The organism is Paraburkholderia fungorum, from assembly GCF_900099835.1.
Taxonomy (GTDB): Bacteria; Pseudomonadota; Gammaproteobacteria; order Burkholderiales; family Burkholderiaceae; genus Paraburkholderia; species Paraburkholderia fungorum_A.
In genome coordinates this window covers 2,999,853-3,018,069 of sequence record NZ_FNKP01000001.1, presented here as the reverse complement: position 1 = coordinate 3,018,069, position 18,217 = coordinate 2,999,853, and the positions used below count along the sequence as shown (strand labels likewise).

Here is an 18,217-nt window from a genome sequence, read left to right as displayed (position 1 = left end):
TCTCCAGATGTGGGAACCGGACAGCGCGGGCGGCGCTTCGTTCACGCGCTGTCGAAAAGCCCGTGACGCCGCCGGCTGTCCATTACCAGCCCGTCATTGCGGGCCGCTTTGATGCCAGTGCGCGTCGAGCTTCGCGATCAGTTCGCTGCGTTGCTCAGGCGTCACGAACGACGCTTCGAAGCTGTTGCGGATGATCGTGTAGACCTCGGCATCGTTCAACTTCAACGCGTCGATGATGGCGAAATAGTTGGCGTTCACGTAGCCGCCGAAGTAGGCCGGGTCGTCGGAGTTCACCGTGACGGCGACGCCGCGATCGAGCAGGTCCTTCAGCGTGTGCTTGGTCATGTCGTCGAACACGCAGAGCTTGAGGTTCGACAGCGGGCACACGGTCAGCGCGACGCGCGTATCGGCAAGACGCGTGACCAGCGCGGCGTCTTCGATGCTGCGCACGCCGTGATCGACGCGGTCCACTTTCAGCAGATCGAGCGCTTCGTAGATATACGACGGCGGGCCTTCTTCACCGGCATGCGCGACGAGCTTCAGACCCAGCGCGCGCGCCTTGGCAAACACGCGCTCGAACTTCGAAGGCGGATGGCCGCGTTCCGACGAATCCAGCCCGACCCCGATCAGCCGATGCTCGTACTGGTCGAACAAAGGCCGCGCTTCTTCGAACGTGGCGAGCGCATCGTCTTCGGACAGATGGCGCAGGAAGCACAGAATCAGCTTGCTCGTCATGCCGCGCTTTTCCGCGTCGGCGAGCGCGCGTTCGATCCCCGCGACCACAGTCGCGATCGCGACACCGCGTTCGGTGTGCGTCTGCGGATCGAAGAAGATTTCGCTGTGGATCACGTTGTCGGCGAGGCAGCGTTCGACGTACGCCATGGTCATGTCGTAGAAGTCCTGCTCGTGCAGCAGCACGCTCGCGCCCGCGTAGTAAATATCGAGGAACGATTGCAGATCGGTGAACGCGTACGCGGCGCGCAGCGCGTCGATCGAGTCGTACGCGAGCTTCACGCCGTTGCGTTCGGCCAACGCGAAAATCAGTTCGGGTTCGAGCGAGCCTTCGATGTGAATGTGCAGTTCGGCCTTCGGGGCACGTGCAGCTTTTTCAATCAGCGTCGTGGAGGGTGCAGTCGTTGTAGTCATGATGAATTTGCGTTTGTTAGAGTCGGTTCGCCGGATGCGTTCGATTCAGCCCGAAGCGCTGGTCAGTTCGATCAACCCGTGCCCTTGCGTCAAACCGTCTGCTGGGTCGCGTGGTGCGTGCCCGCGTTTGCCTCGACCGCCTGCAACACCTGCGCGGCCGCCGAAATCGCAATGACTTCCGGCGACTTGTCGACGATTCCGTCGACGCCGAGCGGACACTTCATCCGCGCAACCTGCGACGGGTCGATGCCGCGTGCGGCCAGCCTATGTTCGAACTGCTTGCGCTTGCTATGCGAGCCGATCATGCCGAAGAACGCGAAATCGCCACGCCGCAAGATGCGCTCGGCCAGGTCGAGATCGAGCGCATGGTTGTGCGTCATCACGATGAAGTACGTGTTCGGCGTGGCCTGGTCGATCGCTTCGTCGGGCGCGTCGTTGGCATCGATCTTGAGGTTCGGCGCGTGCAGCGATTCCAGCGGCGGAAACTGCGCGTCGCGTTCGTCGACCCAGCGCACGGTGCAGGGCAGCGTGGCGAGCACGCGAACCAGCGCGGCGCCCACGTGACCGGCGCCGAACAGCACGACGGAGAAGTCGCCTGGCGCGATGGTTTCGGTGAGCAGCGCACCGCTGTCGTCGAAGCCTGCGCCGTCCCACAGCAGACAGTCCGCCGCGTCGACGCCCGGTTCGGGGTCAGACAGCATCACCGCATCCGGTGCGGGGCCGAATGATACGCTACGCACCGTCGAAAGGCCGGCAGCCGTGCGTTTCGCGAGCGACGTGATCCAGCCGAGGTCGGCGATATCGAGCCGTTCGAACGCGAGAATCACCGCGCCGCCGCAGCATTGGCCGAGGCTCGGACCGAGCGCGAAACGCTCCAGCCGACGCATATGCGGCGAGCGCATGCCGTCGCGCAACACCTGGCGCGCGGTCTCGATGGCTTTCCACTCGAGATGGCCGCCGCCAATCGTATATTTCGCCGATTCGCGCGTGACGATCATCCTGGTGCCGGCTTCGCGGGGCACCGAACCTTCGACGCGCGCGACCGTCACCAGCACGGCGGCGTCGCCGTGAGCGAGGAGGTGCTGCAGGTCAGGTAGCCAGGCTTGCATCCGGCGGTTCTCCATACTGGGCCGCGCGGGGTGTCCGTGCGGCGGGTTGCTTGTGGCGTGATGCGGTTGTGTTGCTTCAGTGTTGCCTGGGTGTCGCGTTATGCCGATGGGCTATTCGGGTTGCTTTCCTTGTTGACCGTTTCCGTCAGGCGGTCGTGTCCGTTGTGACCGGCTCCGCTGCATGGTCTTCACTCGTGCTCGCGGATTGCAACGCGTCCAGCGCATCGAGTATCGCTTCGGGTGTGGCGGGCGCCCGCAACGGCGGAGCATCTTCCGCGCCCGGCACAGCCGCTGCGATGGCATCGCGGATCGCCAGAAACACCGAGAACGGCAGTAGCAAAGGCGGCTCGCCGACAGCCTTCGAACGGAACACAGTCGGCTCGGCGTTCTGATTCTGGTAAAGCTGCACGCGAAATGCGGCGGGCGTGTCGCTGACAGCGGGAATCTTGTACGTGGACGGCGCATGCGTCATCAGACGGCCATCGCGGTTCCACCACAGTTCTTCGGTGGTGAGCCAGCCCATGCCCTGAATAAAGCCGCCTTCCACCTGACCGATGTCGATAGCCGGGTTGATCGACTGACCGGCGTCGTGCAGCACGTCGGCGCGCACGAGTTTCCATTCGCCGGTCAACGTGTCGATCACGACTTCGGACACGGCCGCGCCATACGCGAAGTAATAAAACGGGTGACCGGTCAGCGTTTTCGCATCCCAGTGTACTTTCGGCGTCGTGTAGAAACCGTCCGACCACAACTGCACGCGCGCGAGATACGCCGCGCCGACCAGCTGTTCGAACGGCATCGCGCCTTCATTGACCGACACCGTGCCGTGCGCGAACTGCACGTCGTCCGCGTGGCCGCCGAGTTGCTTCGCCGCGAGTTCCGCGAGCCTTAAGCGAATCGTGCGCGCGGCGGCCTCGGCCGCCTTGCCGTTCAGATCGCTGCCGGTGGACGCCGCTGTCGCCGACGTATTCGCAATCTTGGACGTGTCGGTCGCCGTGACCCGCACGCGCGACAACGGCAAGCCAAGCTGATTGGCGACCACCTGCGCGACCTTGGTGTTCAAGCCCTGGCCCATTTCGGTGCCGCCGTGATTCACGAGCACCGAGCCGTCCTTGTACACATGCACCAGCGCGCCGGCCTGATTCAGAAACGGCACGTTGAACGAAATACCGAACTTGACCGGCGAAAACGCGAGCCCGCGCTTGAGCACCGGACTGCCTGCGTTGAAGGCCGCAATGGCCTCGCGGCGCGCGCGATAGTCGCTGGTGTCGAGCAGCTCGTCGGTGAGCGGGGCGATGATGTTGTCCTCGACGCGCTGCCCGTACGGCGTCGTATCGCGTTCGCCGATGCCGTAGTAGTTGGCGAGCCGTACGTCGAGCGGATCGCAGTGCAACTGACGCGCGATGCTGTCGAGCATCACCTCCATCACCAGCGCGCCTTGCGGTCCGCCGAAGCCGCGAAACGCGGTGTTCGACTGCGTATTGGTCTTGCAGCACAGCGCGACGATATCGACGTCGCCGAGGTAGTACGCGTTGTCGAAGTGACACACGGCGCGGGTCGCGACGGCACCCGAAAGATCGGCGGAATAGCCCGCGCGCAACGCAATTTCGACGCGCGCGCCGAGGATCCGGCCGCTGTCGTCGAAACCCGCTTCGTATTCGTAGACCGCGTCGTGGCGCTTGCCGGTGATCATGAAATCGTCGTCGCGATCGGCGCGCAACTTGACCGGACGACGCAGCCGTTTTGCCGACAGCGCCGCGACGCACGCGAACAGCGCCGATTGCGATTCCTTGCCGCCAAAGCCGCCGCCCATCCGTCGGCATTCGCACACGACGTTGTGCGCGGGCCAGTCGAGCATATGTGCGACGACCTGCTGCATTTCGCTCGGATGCTGCGTCGAACTGTAGACGAGCATGCCGTCCATTTCCTTCGGCACGGCGTACGCGATCTGTCCTTCGAGATAGAACTGTTCCTGGCCGCCGACTTCGAACGTGCCTTTGATCTTGTGCGGCGCGCTCGCGATTTTCGCGTCGGGATCGCCGCGCTTCAGATGCAGCGGCGGCAGCACAAACTGTTTCGCGGCTTTCGCATCGGCGGGCGTGAGGATCGCTTCGAGCGGCTCGTAGCGGATCACGTCGTCGCTTTTCGCGAGCGCCGCCGCGCGGCGGGCGAGCTCATGAGTTTCCGCGATCACCGCGAACACCGGCTGGCCGAGATACAGCACTTCATCGACCGCGAGAATCGGGTCGTCGTGCAGCACCGGGCCGCAATTGTTTTCACCGGGGATGTCGTCGGCGGTCAGCACCGCGACCACGCCGGGTGCGTTCCTGACCGCGTCCAGATCGATCGACACGATTCGCGCGTGTGCATGGCGCGAGAGCCCGAGCGCCGCGTGCAGCGTGCGGTGCAATTCGGCGATGTCGTCGGTGTAGGTTGCTTCGCCACTCACGTGCAGCGCGGCCGATTCATGCGGCAGAGAGACGCCGATGGCAGTGTCGTCGCTGGATTGGGCAACGGCGTGTTCAACGAAAGTATCGGTGCGGTTCATCACGGCGACTCCTGCGCGACCGGCGCCTCGTGCGCACCGAGGTCGAACGCGAACGCATTCACGTCGAACAGCGCGAGCGGCGCGTCATTGCGCGTTTCGAGGTGAAAGCGCCACAGCAGGTTGCGCGCCACCTTCAGCCGGTACGCGCTCGACGCGCGCATGTCGGTGAGCGGCTGGTAATCGGCGACGAGTGCGTTCATCGCCTGGCGCGCTGTGCTTTCGTCCCATGTTGCGCCGTTCAGCACGGCTTCGGTTTGCGCGGCCCGCTTCGGCGTGGCCGCCATCCCGCCGAACGCGATGCGGGCTTCGCGGATCGTGCCGTCGTCGCCGAGGTGCAGCGAGAATGCGGCGCAAACCGCCGAAATGTCCTGATCGTAGCGTTTCGAGACCTTGTAAGTACGAAACCGCAGATTGCCCGCCGGACGCGGCACGCGCAGCGCCACGACAAACTCTCCGGCTGCGAGCGCGGTCTTCTGATAGCCGAGATAGAACGCGTCGAGCGGCAGCGTGCGCGTTGTCGGGCCGTGGCGCAGCACGATTTCCGCGTCGAGCGCGAGCAGCGCCGGCATCGAATCGCCAATCGGCGAGCCGTTCGCGACATTGCCGCCGAGCGTGCCCGCGTTGCGGATCGGCCGCGACGCGAAGCGCGTCCACAGTTCGGCGAGTTCGGGGTAGTCGGCGGCGAGGGCGGCGTATGCGTCTTCCAGCGTGACGGCCGCCCCGATGGTCAACGTCTGCGCATCGCGCTCGATGCCCTTCAGTTCGGCGACGTTGCCGATGTACAGGATGTCGCCGAGATCGCGGAACTGCTTGGTGACCCACAGGCCTACGTCGGTGCTGCCCGCCAGCAGCCTTGCCTGGGTGTTGGCCGCGCGCAGCCGGGCGAAGGCGTCGAGCGAAACCGGCGCGTGAAAAGTGTGCGTGCCGAAGGCCGCGCCGCGCGTGTCGGACGCGTGGTATTCGAAGGTGTCTTTGCGTTGCAGCCCGGTTAATGCTTCGGCGACGGCCTCGCGGTCCAGCGCCACGCGCGGGTAATGCGGATAGTCGAACATTTTCTGCGATGCGTCGACAATCGGCCGGTAGCCAGTACAGCGGCACAGATTGCCGGACAGCGCTGCGTTGATTTCGTCGCGGGTGGGGAGGCCTGCATCGGCGGGCTGGTTTTCGTACAGCGCCCACATCGACATGATGAAACCGGGGGTGCAGAAACCGCACTGGGAGCCGTGGCAATCGACCATCGTCTGTTGCACCGGATGCAGCGTGCCGTCGGCGGCGCGCAGGTCTTCGACGGTGAAGAGGGCGCGGCCGTCGAGCGTCGGCAGAAACTGGATGCACGCGTTGACCGCTTTCAGCGCCAGCGCGCCATGCGCGTCGAGTTCGCCGACAACCACTGTGCACGCGCCGCAATCGCCTTCCGCGCAGCCTTCCTTGGTGCCGGTGCAATGCAGATCCTCGCGCAGGTGCTGAAGCACGGTGCGCGTCGCCGGGACGCCCTCGACCTCACGGACGGACCCCTGGTGATAAAAGCGGATGGTTTGCGTTGTCATGGCGAATCCGAAAGACAGTGCGGACCGGGCGCGCGTTACGCATGGGGTCGTGCCAAAGCCGGCCTCGCGCACGTAGATCGCCATCCAGATCCGAAGATAGCATTACATCGTCTCGAAAATATTTCCCATGTCGCATGAAGCTTATTCGGCGGCGCCCATGCAATCAGTACGATTCGCGGCGCAGCGATAAGTTGCGATACGTCGGAAATGGCGCAAAGCCAAGTAGGGCGGGGGATGGGGGCGTGACCGGCGCGCGGCGCGGCGGTGGATTGCTTGGGTCAGGCTTTTGTCAGACGCAAAGGCGAACAGCCGCGCAACCCACTGAGCCAATAAAAAACGCCGGATTTCGCGTTGCCCGTCAAGGGTGCGAAATCCGGCGTTTTCTCAACGCATCAAACGTATTCAGGCGAACCGGCGGCGATTACGCACGAGGCTGAGCGCCAGCGGAATAAACGCGACCACGAATGCGACCAGCGCCCACATCGGCAGCGTCAGGCCGAGAATCGGCGGATAGGCGGTTTCACACAGCCCGGCGACCTTGAACACGCCCGGCAGCCAATGCGCGGGCGGCAAGCTGTCGACTACCGGCTGCAACGCGTCGAAGCCGCAGCTGAAACCCGGATTGGCCTGCACATAAACGTGCCGCGCGGCAGTCACGATGCCCGCCAACGCCGACAACGCCGCCATGGTTTCCAGCAGCCGTACGCCGCGCCAGCTATTGAAACGCGCGCCGAGGAACGCAAAAATCGCGATCAGCAGGAAAAAATAACGCTGGATGATGCACAACGGGCACGGGTCTTCGTGCAGGAAGTATTGCAGGTACAGCGCACCGCCCACCAGGGCGACGCAGATCAGGCCAAGCAGAACCAGCAGGGAGCGCTCGCGGCGCAGCATCGCATTATCGTTATTCATGGATCGGTAGCGGTCTGGAAACCAAAAGGGTCGGGTGCCCGCGATTCTAGCGCGAACCCCCGCCCCGGCGCTTATCGCACTATTACGGCGTAACCCGGTCGTCAGCCTCGATTAGCGGATCGCGTTGAGCACCGCTTCGGCGCCGCGGCCGATCGCCAGCAGCGAGTCGTCCGCATGCGGCGCGGCCGCGAGCATCAGCCCGACCGGCGCGTCGCCGCGCAGATGGCAGGGCAGCGACAGCGCGCAGCTATCGAGGAAGTTGAACGCGCTCGGATTGCGCAGGATCAACGCGTTGGTGCGGCCGAACGCGTCGTCGTCGTGAATCAGATCGGCTACGCGAGGCGGCACGACCGGCACCGTCGGCGCAACCACCGCGTCGAAGCGCTGCCACAGCGTGCGGGCGGCTTCGTCGAGCATCGCCTCACGCTCGGCGAGCAGGTCCAGATAGTCGATTGCGCTGGCCGGCAGGCCTTTCAGAATCCGCACCAGCACGCGCGGATCATATTGTTCGCGATGATTTTCCAGCAGCGGACGATGCCACGCATACGCCTCGATCGGCGAAAAACCGAAACGGTTGATCTCGGGCAAACGGTCGAGCGGCGCGAACCGCACCTCGCTGACAATCGCGCCGGCCGCTTCCAGATGTTTGAGCGCGGTGTCGATTGCGGCGGCGACAGTCGGCTCGACACCATCGGTGACGAAATTAGTCAGCACGCCGAGGCGCACACCTTCGAGCGGCCTGGCTGCCGGAATTCGCGGCTCCAGCCCCGCCAGCATCCGGTCGACCAGCGCGCAGCACGCCACCGAGACGCCGATCGGTCCGAACGAATCGAGCGTCGGCGAAAGCGGCACGCCGCCCTGTTTGGGGATGCGCGAAGCGGTCGGTTTGAAGCCGGTCAATCCGCAGAGCGCGGCGGGAATGCGAATCGACCCGCCGGTGTCGGTGCCGAGCGCGACGGCCGCCATGCCGTCCGCGACCGAGGCCGCCGCGCCCGACGACGAACCGCCCGAAATCCGCTCGTCGCCCTTGATGCCGCGCCGGTACGGCGACAGCGGGTGTCCATAGTGCGGATTCAGGCCGAGCCCGGAGAACGCGAACTCGCTCATGTTGGTCCGCCCGACGATCACCGCGCCCGCCCGCTTCAGGCGCGCGACGGCCACCGCATCGGCCTTGGCCGGCGGCGCGTCGGCGAGCGCGATCGAGCCTGCGCGGGTCGGCTGTCCTTCGATGTCGAACAGGTCTTTCACCGACACCGGAATCCCGGCGAGCGGCGACAGCACCGTGCCCGCCGCGCGCAGACGGTCGTGCGCGTCGGCGGCGGCGCGGGCGTTATCGGCGTCGACATGCATGAAGGCGACCGCGCCCTGGCCGGCCGGATCGGCGATCCGTTCGAGCGCGGTTTCGACGAGCGCGCGGCTCGTGGTGCGTCCGGCGGCGAGGTCGGCGCCAAGCTGGGCAAGCGGCGGGAAGGGCGTGAATTCGGTGGCCATGATGTCGGTGGAAATCCGGTTGAATGGCGTGAAGCCGGTTGGTCGATGGAAAAAGGGTTGGGGTGCCGAAGATGACGCTTCGAATCAACCCATTCTATGAAATGAGCCGGTTCAAAGCCGCCTGAAAAACGTCGCGCGAAACGACTCGATATGCTTTTGCACCGCCTGGCGGGCGCCGTCGGCATCGCGCTCGCGCAGCAGACGGAACAGTTCGAGATGCTCGTCGTGGACGTCTTCCAGATGATGCGGCGCGGATAACGAAATGAACCAGAAGCGCAGCGAGCGCTCATGCAGACCGCGCAATATCTCGGCGAGCACCGGGTTGCGCGCGGCCGCCGAGATCGCCAGATGAAACTCGCGGTCGATGTCCATCATGCCTTCCACGTCGTGCGCGGCGACGCACACGGCCGAACGGTCCAGCAGCGCCTGCATCGCGTCGTAATCGGATTGCTGCGCGTGGCGCGCGGCCAGTTCGACGCAGTAGCTCTCGTTGACGAGCCGCACGTCGATAATCGCCAGCACATCGTCAAGCGAGACCGGCCGGACCATCACGCCTTTTCTCGGCATGATGGTCAGCATCCCTTCGTGCTCCAGCCGGTGCAGCGCCTGATGAACCGGCGTTCTGCCGATGCCGGTCCGCGCCATCAATTCAGCTTCGTTGAGCACCTCGCCCGGTCGCAGCCGCATCGTGATGATCTCGCGCTTGACGAACGCATACGCCTGCCCGGCGAGGCTCGCGGCGGTGTTGTCTGCTTGACGGGATAGGTCGGGGCCAGAAGTCATGGGCAAAAAAGTGTGATCAGGCCAAAAATCTCGGCCAAATATTATTGTGATATTTCACAGCCGTCCAATTAATCAAAAATATCGCTGGACCGGCAGGTCGAATCCGGCCCCACACTCAGACGGCCAAATTCAACGCCCTCAAGGCTTCACGCGGATCAAGCCTGGCTTTTTCGTTTGTTACACTGCGCCTTCGCAACATTACTTTTTGTAAGGGCCAGTTTATGCATCAGGGCATCGGTTTCATTCAGGATCTGGCGGTCGTGATGGCGCTCGCGGGCGTCGTCACGGTGCTGTTCCATCGCCTGAAACAGCCGGTGGTGCTGGGCTATATCGCCGCCGGGTTGATCATCGGTCCGTACACGCCGCCGTTCCAGCTGATCCACGACGAGCAGACCATTCAGACGCTCGGCGAACTCGGCGTCGTATTCCTGATGTTTTCGCTCGGCCTCGAATTCAGTCTGCGCAAGCTCTTTCAGGTCGGCGCGACGGCAATCGTCGCGGCGCTCTCCGAAATCGTGCTGATGCTGTGGATCGGCTACGAGATCGGCCGCGCGTTCGGCTGGAATTCGATGGATTCGCTGTTCCTCGGCGCGATTCTGGCGATTTCGTCGACCACCATCATCGTCAAGGCGCTGTCCGATCTGGGCCTCAAGCGCGAGAACTTCGCGCAACTCGTGTTCGGCATTCTGATCGTCGAGGACATTCTCGCGATTGCAATGCTGGTGCTGCTCACCGGCATCGCCCAGACCGGGCAACTGAGCGCCGGGCTCGCGATGGTGACGCTCGGCAAACTGCTGCTGTTCATGACGGTGTCGCTGGTGGTCGGCCTTCTGGTGGTGCCGCGCGTGCTGAACTACGTGGCACGCACGCGTAGCGACGAGATGCTGCTGGTGTCGGTGCTGGGCTTCTGCTTCGGCTTCTGTCTGCTGGTCGTCAAGCTCGACTACAGCATTGCGCTCGGCGCGTTTCTGATCGGCGCGATCATGGCCGAATCGCGCCATCTGCATCGCATCGAGCATCTGATCGCGCCGCTGCGCGACGCGTTTTCCGCGATCTTCTTCGTGACGATCGGCCTGATGCTGAACCCTGCCGTGCTGCTCGACTATGCGTGGCCGATCGCGGTGATCACGGTGGCCGTGATCTTCGGCAAGCTGATCTCGTGCGGGCTCGGCACCTTCCTGGCGGGTAAGGACGGGCGCACCGCGATGCGGGTCGGCATGACCGTTTCGCAGATCGGCGAGTTCTCGTTCATCATCGCGTCGCTCGGCTTGACGCTGAAGGTGACCAGCGCGTTTCTGTATCCGATCGCGGTGGCCGTGTCGGCGCTGACCACGCTGTGCACGCCGTATCTGATCCGCGCCGCCGATCCGCTGACGCGCCGCCTCGGCCACGCCGTGCCGCCGATGCTCGCCAACATGTTCGGCCTGTACGGGCAATGGCTGCGCAGCCTGAGCACCGGCACCGACGAACCGACGCTATTCAGCATGACGCGGCGGATCATTCTGCAGATTGCGGTCAATCTGGCTCTGGTCGCTGCGATCTTTCTGATCGTGTCGTATAGCGCGCCTTATTCGGCGAAGTTTCTTGGGCGCTGGCTGAGTTCCGAGCCGATGCAGCGCGTGGTGCTGTGGAGTCTGGCGCTGGTGGTGTCGATGCCGTTTCTGGTCGCGGTGTATCGCAAGACCAAGTCCCTCGCGCTGCTGCTCGCCGAAGTCAGCGTGCAACCGGCGACGGCGGGGCGTCTCACGAGTGCGTTGCGTTACGCGATTTCTGACCTGGTGCCAGTGGTGTCGATGGTCGGCGTCTTCCTGCTGGTCGCGGCGCTGTCGGGCAGCATTTTGCCGCCGACCGGGTTGCTCGCCGCGGTGCTGATCTGCGCGGCGCTGCTGCTGGCGCTGGTGTGGCGCTGGTGTGTGAAGATTCATGCGTCGATGCAGATTGCGTTGCGCGACACGTTCAACGAACAGCCGGATCCTTGAGTTGCGGCCCGGTCTGGCTCGTTCCGACAATCTCTGGCGGATCCCGCTTCGCCGCGCCCGCCGCCGCAAAAAAGCGAGTTCCCCACGCCAGGGCCAACAATGTGAGCAATTGTGTGCGGGTTTGCCGGGCTAGCGGGGCTGGCGGATAATCAGGGCATATTCATTCGTTCGCGTGGAAGGCGCCTGTCTGACTGTCATGAGCGAAAACAAACCTGAAAACGCCGGTACGCCCGGCAGCCCATCGTCGCCTGCGCCGTCCGGTGCCAATGCCGGCGTTCCCTCCAGCGCCGCTCCCGGCGTGCCGACGCCAGGCACCACGCCGGTCGAACCGGCGGCTTCGCTACCTCCGTCACATGAAGATGCGATCCAGTCGCCGATGAAAGACATCGCCGCAAAATCGGCGGGTGAGGGCGCCACGGCTTCAGCTTCGCCTGCATCGCCGGTTGCGCCGGCGACGGGCACGGCGCGCTCCACCTCGTTACCAGACGACGCATCGGCCAATGCGCATCTCGCATCAACTCCGTCGGAAGCGGCGGAGGAGGCGGCTGTGAGGTCGTCGACCGACGATCCCGATAGCGCGTCCGCTGTCACGCCAACCGACCCGCAAAGCGCCCGTCAACGTGATGCCGCCGAAGCGCGTAGCTCGGCTGCGGCGTCCACGGCGAAGCAGGAGGCGGCGGTTCATGAACGTGACGCACGGCATGGCCGCGGTCATTCCGAACCCGTCACGTCGACGAATGCCGAACCCGCCGCAGCGACGAAAACCGTCCCGCCCGTTGCGCCGACCCTTGCCAGCAGCGACCCGATTGCCGGCGAACTGACCACCACCATCGAGGCCGAAGACGTTGCCGCGACGGAAGCCGACGCAGCGCCTGCGTCGCGTCCCGCTGGCGCACCGCCGCGCGGATTCGGCGCGGCCCCCGATTTCACCGCGACCAATCCGCCGCCGCCCAACGCGTTGCCGCCGTCGCCGCCGCGCTATCTGAAGCAGAACGATTCGGCGTGGACCGTGTTCGGACGAATCATCGCGGCGCGCGCGCGGCAGCTGTTCGATCGCGCCGGTCAGCGGATCACGCAGCGCACGTTGCGCATCGGCGTGTCGGCGCGGATCTTCCACCCGGAACCCGGCGCGAAGGGTTTGCGCGGCAAGACACTGCAGTACCTGGAAGAGTCGATCGCACATTGGGTGATGTCGCGCGACGTGCTCGTGTTCATGATCCCGACGGTCGGTCATCAGGGCATGCTGCATCCGAGCAACATCCGTTTGCGCGACTATGCAAAGCATCTCGACGGACTGCTGCTGCAAGGTGGCGCCGACGTGTCGCCGCAGTCGTATGCCGAAGCGGCGACCAGCCACGAATGGCCGGGCGACCGCGTGCGCGACATGTACGAACTCGAACTGCTGCATGAGTTCATCGAGTCGGGCAAGCCGGTGCTGGGCGTGTGCCGTGGATGTCAGCTGATCAACGTTGCATTCGGCGGCACGCTGTATCAGGACATCGCCACCGATGTGCCGACAGCGGGCGCGCACGTCAATGAGAACTACGATCAGCATCGTCATGGAATCCATTTCCCGGACGGCTCGACGCTGGTCAACATGTTCCCGGGCCGCCGCGACGCGATCGTCAACTCGATCCACCATCAGGCGGTCAAGACGCTGGGCCGCGATCTCAATATCGAGGCTGTATCGGCATCGGACGGCATCATCGAAGCCGTGCGTTACCGGCGCGCACCTTTCGTGATGGGCGTGCAGTGGCATCCCGAATTTCATCGCGCGGGCGGCCCGGAATTGCTCGATTGCACGCCGCTGCTCGACACGTTCCTGCGAGTCGCGCGCGAAACGCGTTTTTAACGCGGTGATTTTTTAGGCGCGGCCTCGGACTCGGGCCGCGCTTGCATTTCTACCTTGCACCTTCCCTCGCGCGGATAAAGCTTTAGTCAGGTTGATGCCTGACTAAAGCTTGGTTTTTTCCGGTCTGATTCCCGAAAGCGCGATAGCCAGCAAAGAATTTTCGCAAGCGCCCGACATCCCGATATTGCGGACTCGCTGAGAGCCGCATTCACGCGAATCTACGTGGTGGGTGGATTCGTCCGCACTAGGGCGGATCGCGTTATTTTGGCCGCATCCGAGCCAATTTATTTCGCGATAGGCCATGCATTTACACGGAATGATCCGGCGCCCGTTTATCTTGATTTGAGCCTGATCCAGGCCGTATCTGAGTGCTTCGCTTAACGGCCGATCCGCGCGATAATCGCCGGCTGTTTTGGAATCAGCCTGGAGCAAGGACGTATGACGTATCCCTCAATCGTGCGGCGCGCCGCGTTGCTTGCGACCTCGTGCGCATTGTTGCAACACGCCGGTCTCGTGCTGGCGATGCAAACCGACGAGACCGCGCCGCTCGCCGGCACGCGCCCGGCCATGAGCGCGCTAACGCCGCAGCCTGACGCGGCCACCACGGCTTTGTCCAACGCGACGGCGAGCACTCCCGACGCGGCCGCCGATGCGCAAGGCAACGTCGCCGAGCTCATGCGGATGATTCACGACGAAAAGCTGAGCGAACTGCGCACCACGTACAACGGCAGCTACGGCGCGAGTCTGTTTTTCTATCCGGATGATATGGCGTACTACGTCGCGTTATTTCAGGACAAACATTTCTGGCGGGTGATCAAGACCGGCGATGCCGAGAGGGCCGAGGCCATTTACTCCGGCTTTGCGAAGCAGACGGTGCAACTTGCAGATATCGAGATTCGTCGCACGCAGTTGCAGGCGCAGAAGGCGTACATCCAGGACGTGATCGCGTTGTCTGAGGATCGCGCAAAACGCTTGCAGGCCGATCTGAACGTGGCGCGCGCGCAGCAGGCCAAGGTCGATGATTACCAGCGTCAGACGCAAGGCGAAGCGGCTGTGCTGAGCGCGGAAAAGGCGAAGGCGCAGGCGCAATTGCGACAGGTGCAAAGCGAAGTCTCGCAGTTGCAGCGGCAGACCGAATCCGGATTGCCGATCCAGAAGTGACGGCATGAACGCAAAAAACCCGGTTTCTGTGACCGGGTTTTTTTATGCCGCGACCTTTTTGCGGCGGCGCGTATGAGCGGGCTTATTTCGAGAACTGCTCGGGGATATCCGTCACGCGACGCTGAGACATACGTCCCGACCATCTCGTACCGCCCGGGTCTGTGAGATCGGCGGACGTTGCAATCCGTGAGCGCTGCGCGATAGGGCGGAGATGAGTTGCCGCGGACATCGTCACCGACTCGTATTCGTCGATACCGAGGTCTGCTGGCATGAGCGGCGAATAGTCGCCCGCGGCCGACGGTGCTGGCGATTTGCGCGACGCGATTTGCGGCACGGCGCTGCGTGATCGGTCATGACGCGTTGTAGTGACGCGGACTTTTCGTTCGATGCCGTGGCGTGCGTTTTCGCGCAGGCTAAGCGACTTTCCGCCGAATGTAGATGTACTGCTGTTGCGACGCGCGATCGCGTCGTCGCGGGAAACGTCTCTGGATGCCGAAGCCGGCGCTGCAATTGAAGCTGGCGGAACGACAGGCTTCGCCTCCACACGAGCCACCGTGGTGCTACGAACCTTCGCGCTCGCGTCGCCGACATGCGGCCCGGTAGTCGCTGCCGCTTCGGTCGCCCGATGTTTCGTCGGCTCCGATCCCGGACTGACGATCGCCACATCGGCAGACTTAACACTGCTGGCCGGATAGCGCTGCTGCGGATGACCGAACGCCACCCACGCAAGCACCGCCACGCCGCCAATCGCGCACGCGCCGCCCGCTACCGCACCCAGGCGAACCGAGCGGCCATTCGGCTGGCGATACACCGGCGCTTCGATCGTCGTGGACTGAATCACACCCTCGTCGACCACGCGAGCGGTCGGCTCGCGGGCGGCTGCATCCACGGTTGCACGCTTGAGGGCAGACGCCGAAGACGCCAGACCCGCCGCCGCACGCCGCGTATCCAGCGGCACCCATTTGCAGAGCGAGAGAATGGCCTGATCGGTGAGGCAGAACGTATGCAGGACGGCGGCATAGAGCGCCTTGAGTTCCGCTCTCCAGTTGCGCGGCGGTGGAAGCAATGCCCAGTCGCGGCCGAACGACGTCGGGACATGGCGAAGCGGGCGCACGCGCGGCATGGCGACGGCACCTTCGATCAGGGTAAGCGGAATGGTGGACATGGTCTCTTCCAGCGCCTCGTAGTAGGGCCGCCGGCTGGCGGTTGCGGGGTCTGCGTGGGACTCGGGCCTCGGGGCGGTACGGGTGAAACGCGTTCTGTGCGCGGCTTATGGAACCTGAAGGAAACACGGCGGGCCGGACGCAAACAAGTGCCGCGCTCGACTCCCGTTGCAAGTTCCGTGAACGCTATACGGCGAAGCCATCGAGTGCGGAAGATGATGCCGGGGCGCTGCCCCTATATTGATCAGACAGCTCTGAAAAGAGGCGAGGGAAAGGGCCGATCATGCGCAATGCGCCGCTGTTCGGCGCCCGGCAATCGACCGCACGCGTCGTTGTCTAGCAATCCAGCCGATACACGTAACGCAACGCGGTGATATCCACGCCGCCCATCCGGTCCGGTTCGGCGCCCGCAAACTGCCAGCCCTGCCGTTCATAGAAACCGATGGCGGGCGTGTTGCCTTCGAGCACGTACAGATACAACTGCGTCTCGCCTTGAGCGCGCGCCCAATCCTCGGCGGCGCGCATCAACAGCTTGCCTGCGCCGATGCCCTGATATCCCGGCAACGCATGCAGGTTATCGAGCAGCACGCCCCATGCCGATTCCGGTTGTCGTTCGACGCACATGAAGCCGACAGCCGTGCCGCCAAGCTCGGCGATCAGCACGATACGGCGTTCGCCACCCGGCGCGCCGAGCCGTGCTTCCCAATACGCGGCACGGTCGCGCGTGACTTCACCGTCGAGAAACGCGTCGGGCAACAGGCCGCGATAGGTGGCCTGCCAGCTGGTGCTGTGGATCGACGCGATCAGCGCGGCGTCGTCGAGGGTCGCGGGTCGCAATGAAAGGGTGGGGACGGAGGTGGTTCGCATCGGGAGATCGATCAACGGAAGTGCCAGGCCGCAAAGTCTACCGCGCCGCCTGCGGATATTGTCCGTAAGCTTTCTGTATGCATTTCGCGGCAACATCATCAACGCCAACATTAGATGGTGTGAACACGGCGCGATTTACAACGTTTACCCTGATTCCGTACTGATCCACGAGGCATGAAAATGCAGCGCCCCCGGCGCGTTACTTTTTGAGTCCGACAGCCGGTCCCGCTTGCCACATGCAACGGTTCGTTTCAACTGCCCGACGCCACCGCTCACCTGGCGGCGGGCTTATCAGAGAAAGTCATGTCTACTGCGTCACACGCCACTTCCGCATCGGAAGAATCCAAGGTCAAGACAGTTTTCCGCGTGGTCAGCGGCAACTTTCTTGAGATGTACGATTTCATGGTCTACGGCTACTACGCGTCGGCGATTGCCAAGACCTACTTCCCGAGCGGCAATGAATTTGCCTCGCTGATGCTGTCGCTGTCCGTGTTCGGCGCGGGCTTCCTGATGCGCCCGCTCGGCGCGATCATTCTCGGCGCGTATATCGACCATCACGGCCGTCGCAAAGGCCTGATCCTCACGCTCGGCCTGATGGCGCTCGGCACGCTGACGGTCGCGGCAATTCCAGGTTACGCGACCATCGGCATACTCGCGCCGGTTCTGGTGCTGTTCGGGCGGCTGCTGCAAGGCTTCTCGGCGGGCGTCGAACTCGGCGGCGTGTCCGTGTATCTGTCGGAGATCGCGACCAAGGGCAACAAGGGCTTCTATTGCTCGTGGCAGTCGGGTAGCCAGCAGGTCGCGGTGGTGTTCGCCGCACTGATCGGCGTGATGCTCAACAAGCTGTTGCCCGCCGAGCAGATGTTCGCCTGGGGCTGGCGCGTGCCGTTCCTGATCGGCTGCCTGATCGTGCCGTTCCTGTTCCTGATCCGTCGTTCGCTGCAGGAAACCGAGGAGTTCAAGGCGCGCAAGCATCGTCCGAGCATGGGCGAGATCATGAAGTCGATGGCCGCGAACTGGGGCGTCGTGCTGGGCGGCATGGGCATGGTGATCATGACCACGGTGTCGTTCTACATGATCACCGCGTACACGCCGACCTTCGGCAAGGAAGTGCTGAAGCTGTCGTCGATCGATACGCTCGTCGTGACGGTCTGCGTCGGCTTGTCGAACCTGGTCTGGTTGCCGCTCGCGGGCGCGCTGTCGGATCGGATCGGCCGCCGTCCGGTGTTGCTGACGTTCACGATCCTCACCATTCTCACCGCGTATCCGGCGCTGCAATGGCTGGTCGGCGAGCCGTCGTTCGCGCGTCTGCTGGCGGTTCAGTTGTGGCTGTCGTTCCTGTACGGCAGCTATAACGGCGCGATGGTCGTGGCGCTGACCGAAGTGATGCCGGTCGAAGTGCGTACCGCTGGTTTCTCGCTGGCGTATAGCCTGGCGACGACGATCGGCGGCTTCACGCCGGCAATCGCAACCTTGCTGATCCACGTCACGAATAACAAGGCGGCGCCTGGCCTGTTCCTCGGCGTGGCGGCGATCTGCGGGCTGATCGCGACGCTGGTGCTGTATCGCACGCCGGAAGCGCGCAACCAGTATCGGGCGGCGTAGCGGCTGGCATTGGCCGCCCGGCTCGGGCGGCTGTCCAGATAAAGAAAAACCCCG

Annotated in this window: 13 protein-coding genes; 4 read left to right on the top strand and 9 right to left on the bottom strand. The window is 63.9% G+C overall.

Annotated elements, in window-relative coordinates; all coding sequences use genetic code 11:
- Positions 1-93: 93 nt before the first annotated feature.
- The 7 genes from BLS41_RS13295 to BLS41_RS13265 form a co-directional block, all read right to left on the bottom strand.
- Positions 94-1,146, bottom strand: a complete 1,053-nt coding sequence (locus tag BLS41_RS13295) for an adenosine deaminase (protein WP_074765163.1) — start codon at positions 1,144-1,146, stop codon at positions 94-96.
- Between the two features lie 89 nt (positions 1,147-1,235).
- Positions 1,236-2,255, bottom strand: coding sequence for a xanthine dehydrogenase accessory protein XdhC (gene xdhC / locus BLS41_RS13290; RefSeq protein ID WP_074765161.1), 1,020 nt, complete (start codon positions 2,253-2,255; stop codon positions 1,236-1,238).
- A gap of 145 nt (positions 2,256-2,400) precedes the next feature.
- Positions 2,401-4,803 carry a xanthine dehydrogenase molybdopterin binding subunit gene (gene xdhB / locus BLS41_RS13285; RefSeq protein WP_074765159.1) on the bottom strand — a complete coding sequence of 801 codons (2,403 nt, stop codon included), beginning with the start codon at positions 4,801-4,803 and terminating at the stop codon, positions 2,401-2,403.
- Complete coding sequence (gene xdhA / locus BLS41_RS13280; protein ID WP_074766523.1) at positions 4,803-6,350, bottom strand: xanthine dehydrogenase small subunit; 1,548 nt, start codon at positions 6,348-6,350, stop codon at positions 4,803-4,805. The genes xdhB and xdhA overlap by 1 nt, the downstream gene beginning before the upstream one ends.
- Positions 6,351-6,752: 402 nt before the next feature.
- On the bottom strand, positions 6,753-7,262 hold the full coding sequence (locus BLS41_RS13275; protein ID WP_074765157.1) for a disulfide bond formation protein B: 510 nt from the start codon (positions 7,260-7,262) through the stop codon (positions 6,753-6,755).
- Between the two features lie 111 nt (positions 7,263-7,373).
- A complete protein-coding gene (locus BLS41_RS13270; RefSeq protein WP_074765155.1) occupies positions 7,374-8,753 on the bottom strand; it encodes an amidase in 1,380 nt (459 codons plus the stop codon).
- A gap of 111 nt (positions 8,754-8,864) precedes the next feature.
- Positions 8,865-9,536: a GntR family transcriptional regulator gene (locus BLS41_RS13265; protein WP_074765153.1), complete on the bottom strand. Its 672-nt coding sequence runs from the start codon at positions 9,534-9,536 to the stop codon at positions 8,865-8,867.
- Between the two features lie 221 nt (positions 9,537-9,757).
- Here BLS41_RS13265 and BLS41_RS13260 point away from each other — a divergent pair, with 221 nt between their 5' ends.
- The 3 genes from BLS41_RS13260 to BLS41_RS13250 all read left to right on the top strand — a co-directional run bounded on the left by BLS41_RS13260 (position 9,758) and on the right by BLS41_RS13250 (position 14,528).
- Positions 9,758-11,515 (top strand): cation:proton antiporter, encoded by a 1,758-nt coding sequence (locus BLS41_RS13260; RefSeq protein WP_074765151.1) that lies wholly within the window; start codon positions 9,758-9,760, stop codon positions 11,513-11,515.
- Positions 11,516-11,711: 196 nt separating this feature from the next.
- Positions 11,712-13,367, top strand: coding sequence for a gamma-glutamyl-gamma-aminobutyrate hydrolase family protein (locus BLS41_RS13255; protein ID WP_074765149.1), 1,656 nt, complete (start codon positions 11,712-11,714; stop codon positions 13,365-13,367).
- A 438-nt stretch (positions 13,368-13,805) separates the two neighbouring features.
- The gene (locus BLS41_RS13250) at positions 13,806-14,528 is read left to right on the top strand and encodes a DUF2968 domain-containing protein (protein WP_074765147.1); all 723 of its coding nucleotides are present in this window, start codon (positions 13,806-13,808) and stop codon (positions 14,526-14,528) included.
- 82 nt (positions 14,529-14,610) lie between these two features.
- Here the strand turns inward: BLS41_RS13250 and BLS41_RS13245 are convergent, their stop codons facing one another.
- Both BLS41_RS13245 and BLS41_RS13240 read right to left on the bottom strand, forming a co-directional pair.
- On the bottom strand, positions 14,611-15,693 hold the full coding sequence (locus BLS41_RS13245; protein WP_074765145.1) for a hypothetical protein: 1,083 nt from the start codon (positions 15,691-15,693) through the stop codon (positions 14,611-14,613).
- Positions 15,694-16,027: 334 nt separating this feature from the next.
- Positions 16,028-16,558 (bottom strand): GNAT family N-acetyltransferase, encoded by a 531-nt coding sequence (locus BLS41_RS13240; protein WP_074766521.1) that lies wholly within the window; start codon positions 16,556-16,558, stop codon positions 16,028-16,030.
- Between the two features lie 303 nt (positions 16,559-16,861).
- On the opposite strand from BLS41_RS13240, the gene BLS41_RS13235 reads away from it, so the two are divergent.
- The gene (locus tag BLS41_RS13235; protein WP_074765143.1) at positions 16,862-18,163 is read left to right on the top strand and encodes an MFS transporter; all 1,302 of its coding nucleotides are present in this window, start codon (positions 16,862-16,864) and stop codon (positions 18,161-18,163) included.
- Positions 18,164-18,217: the final 54 nt, after the last annotated feature.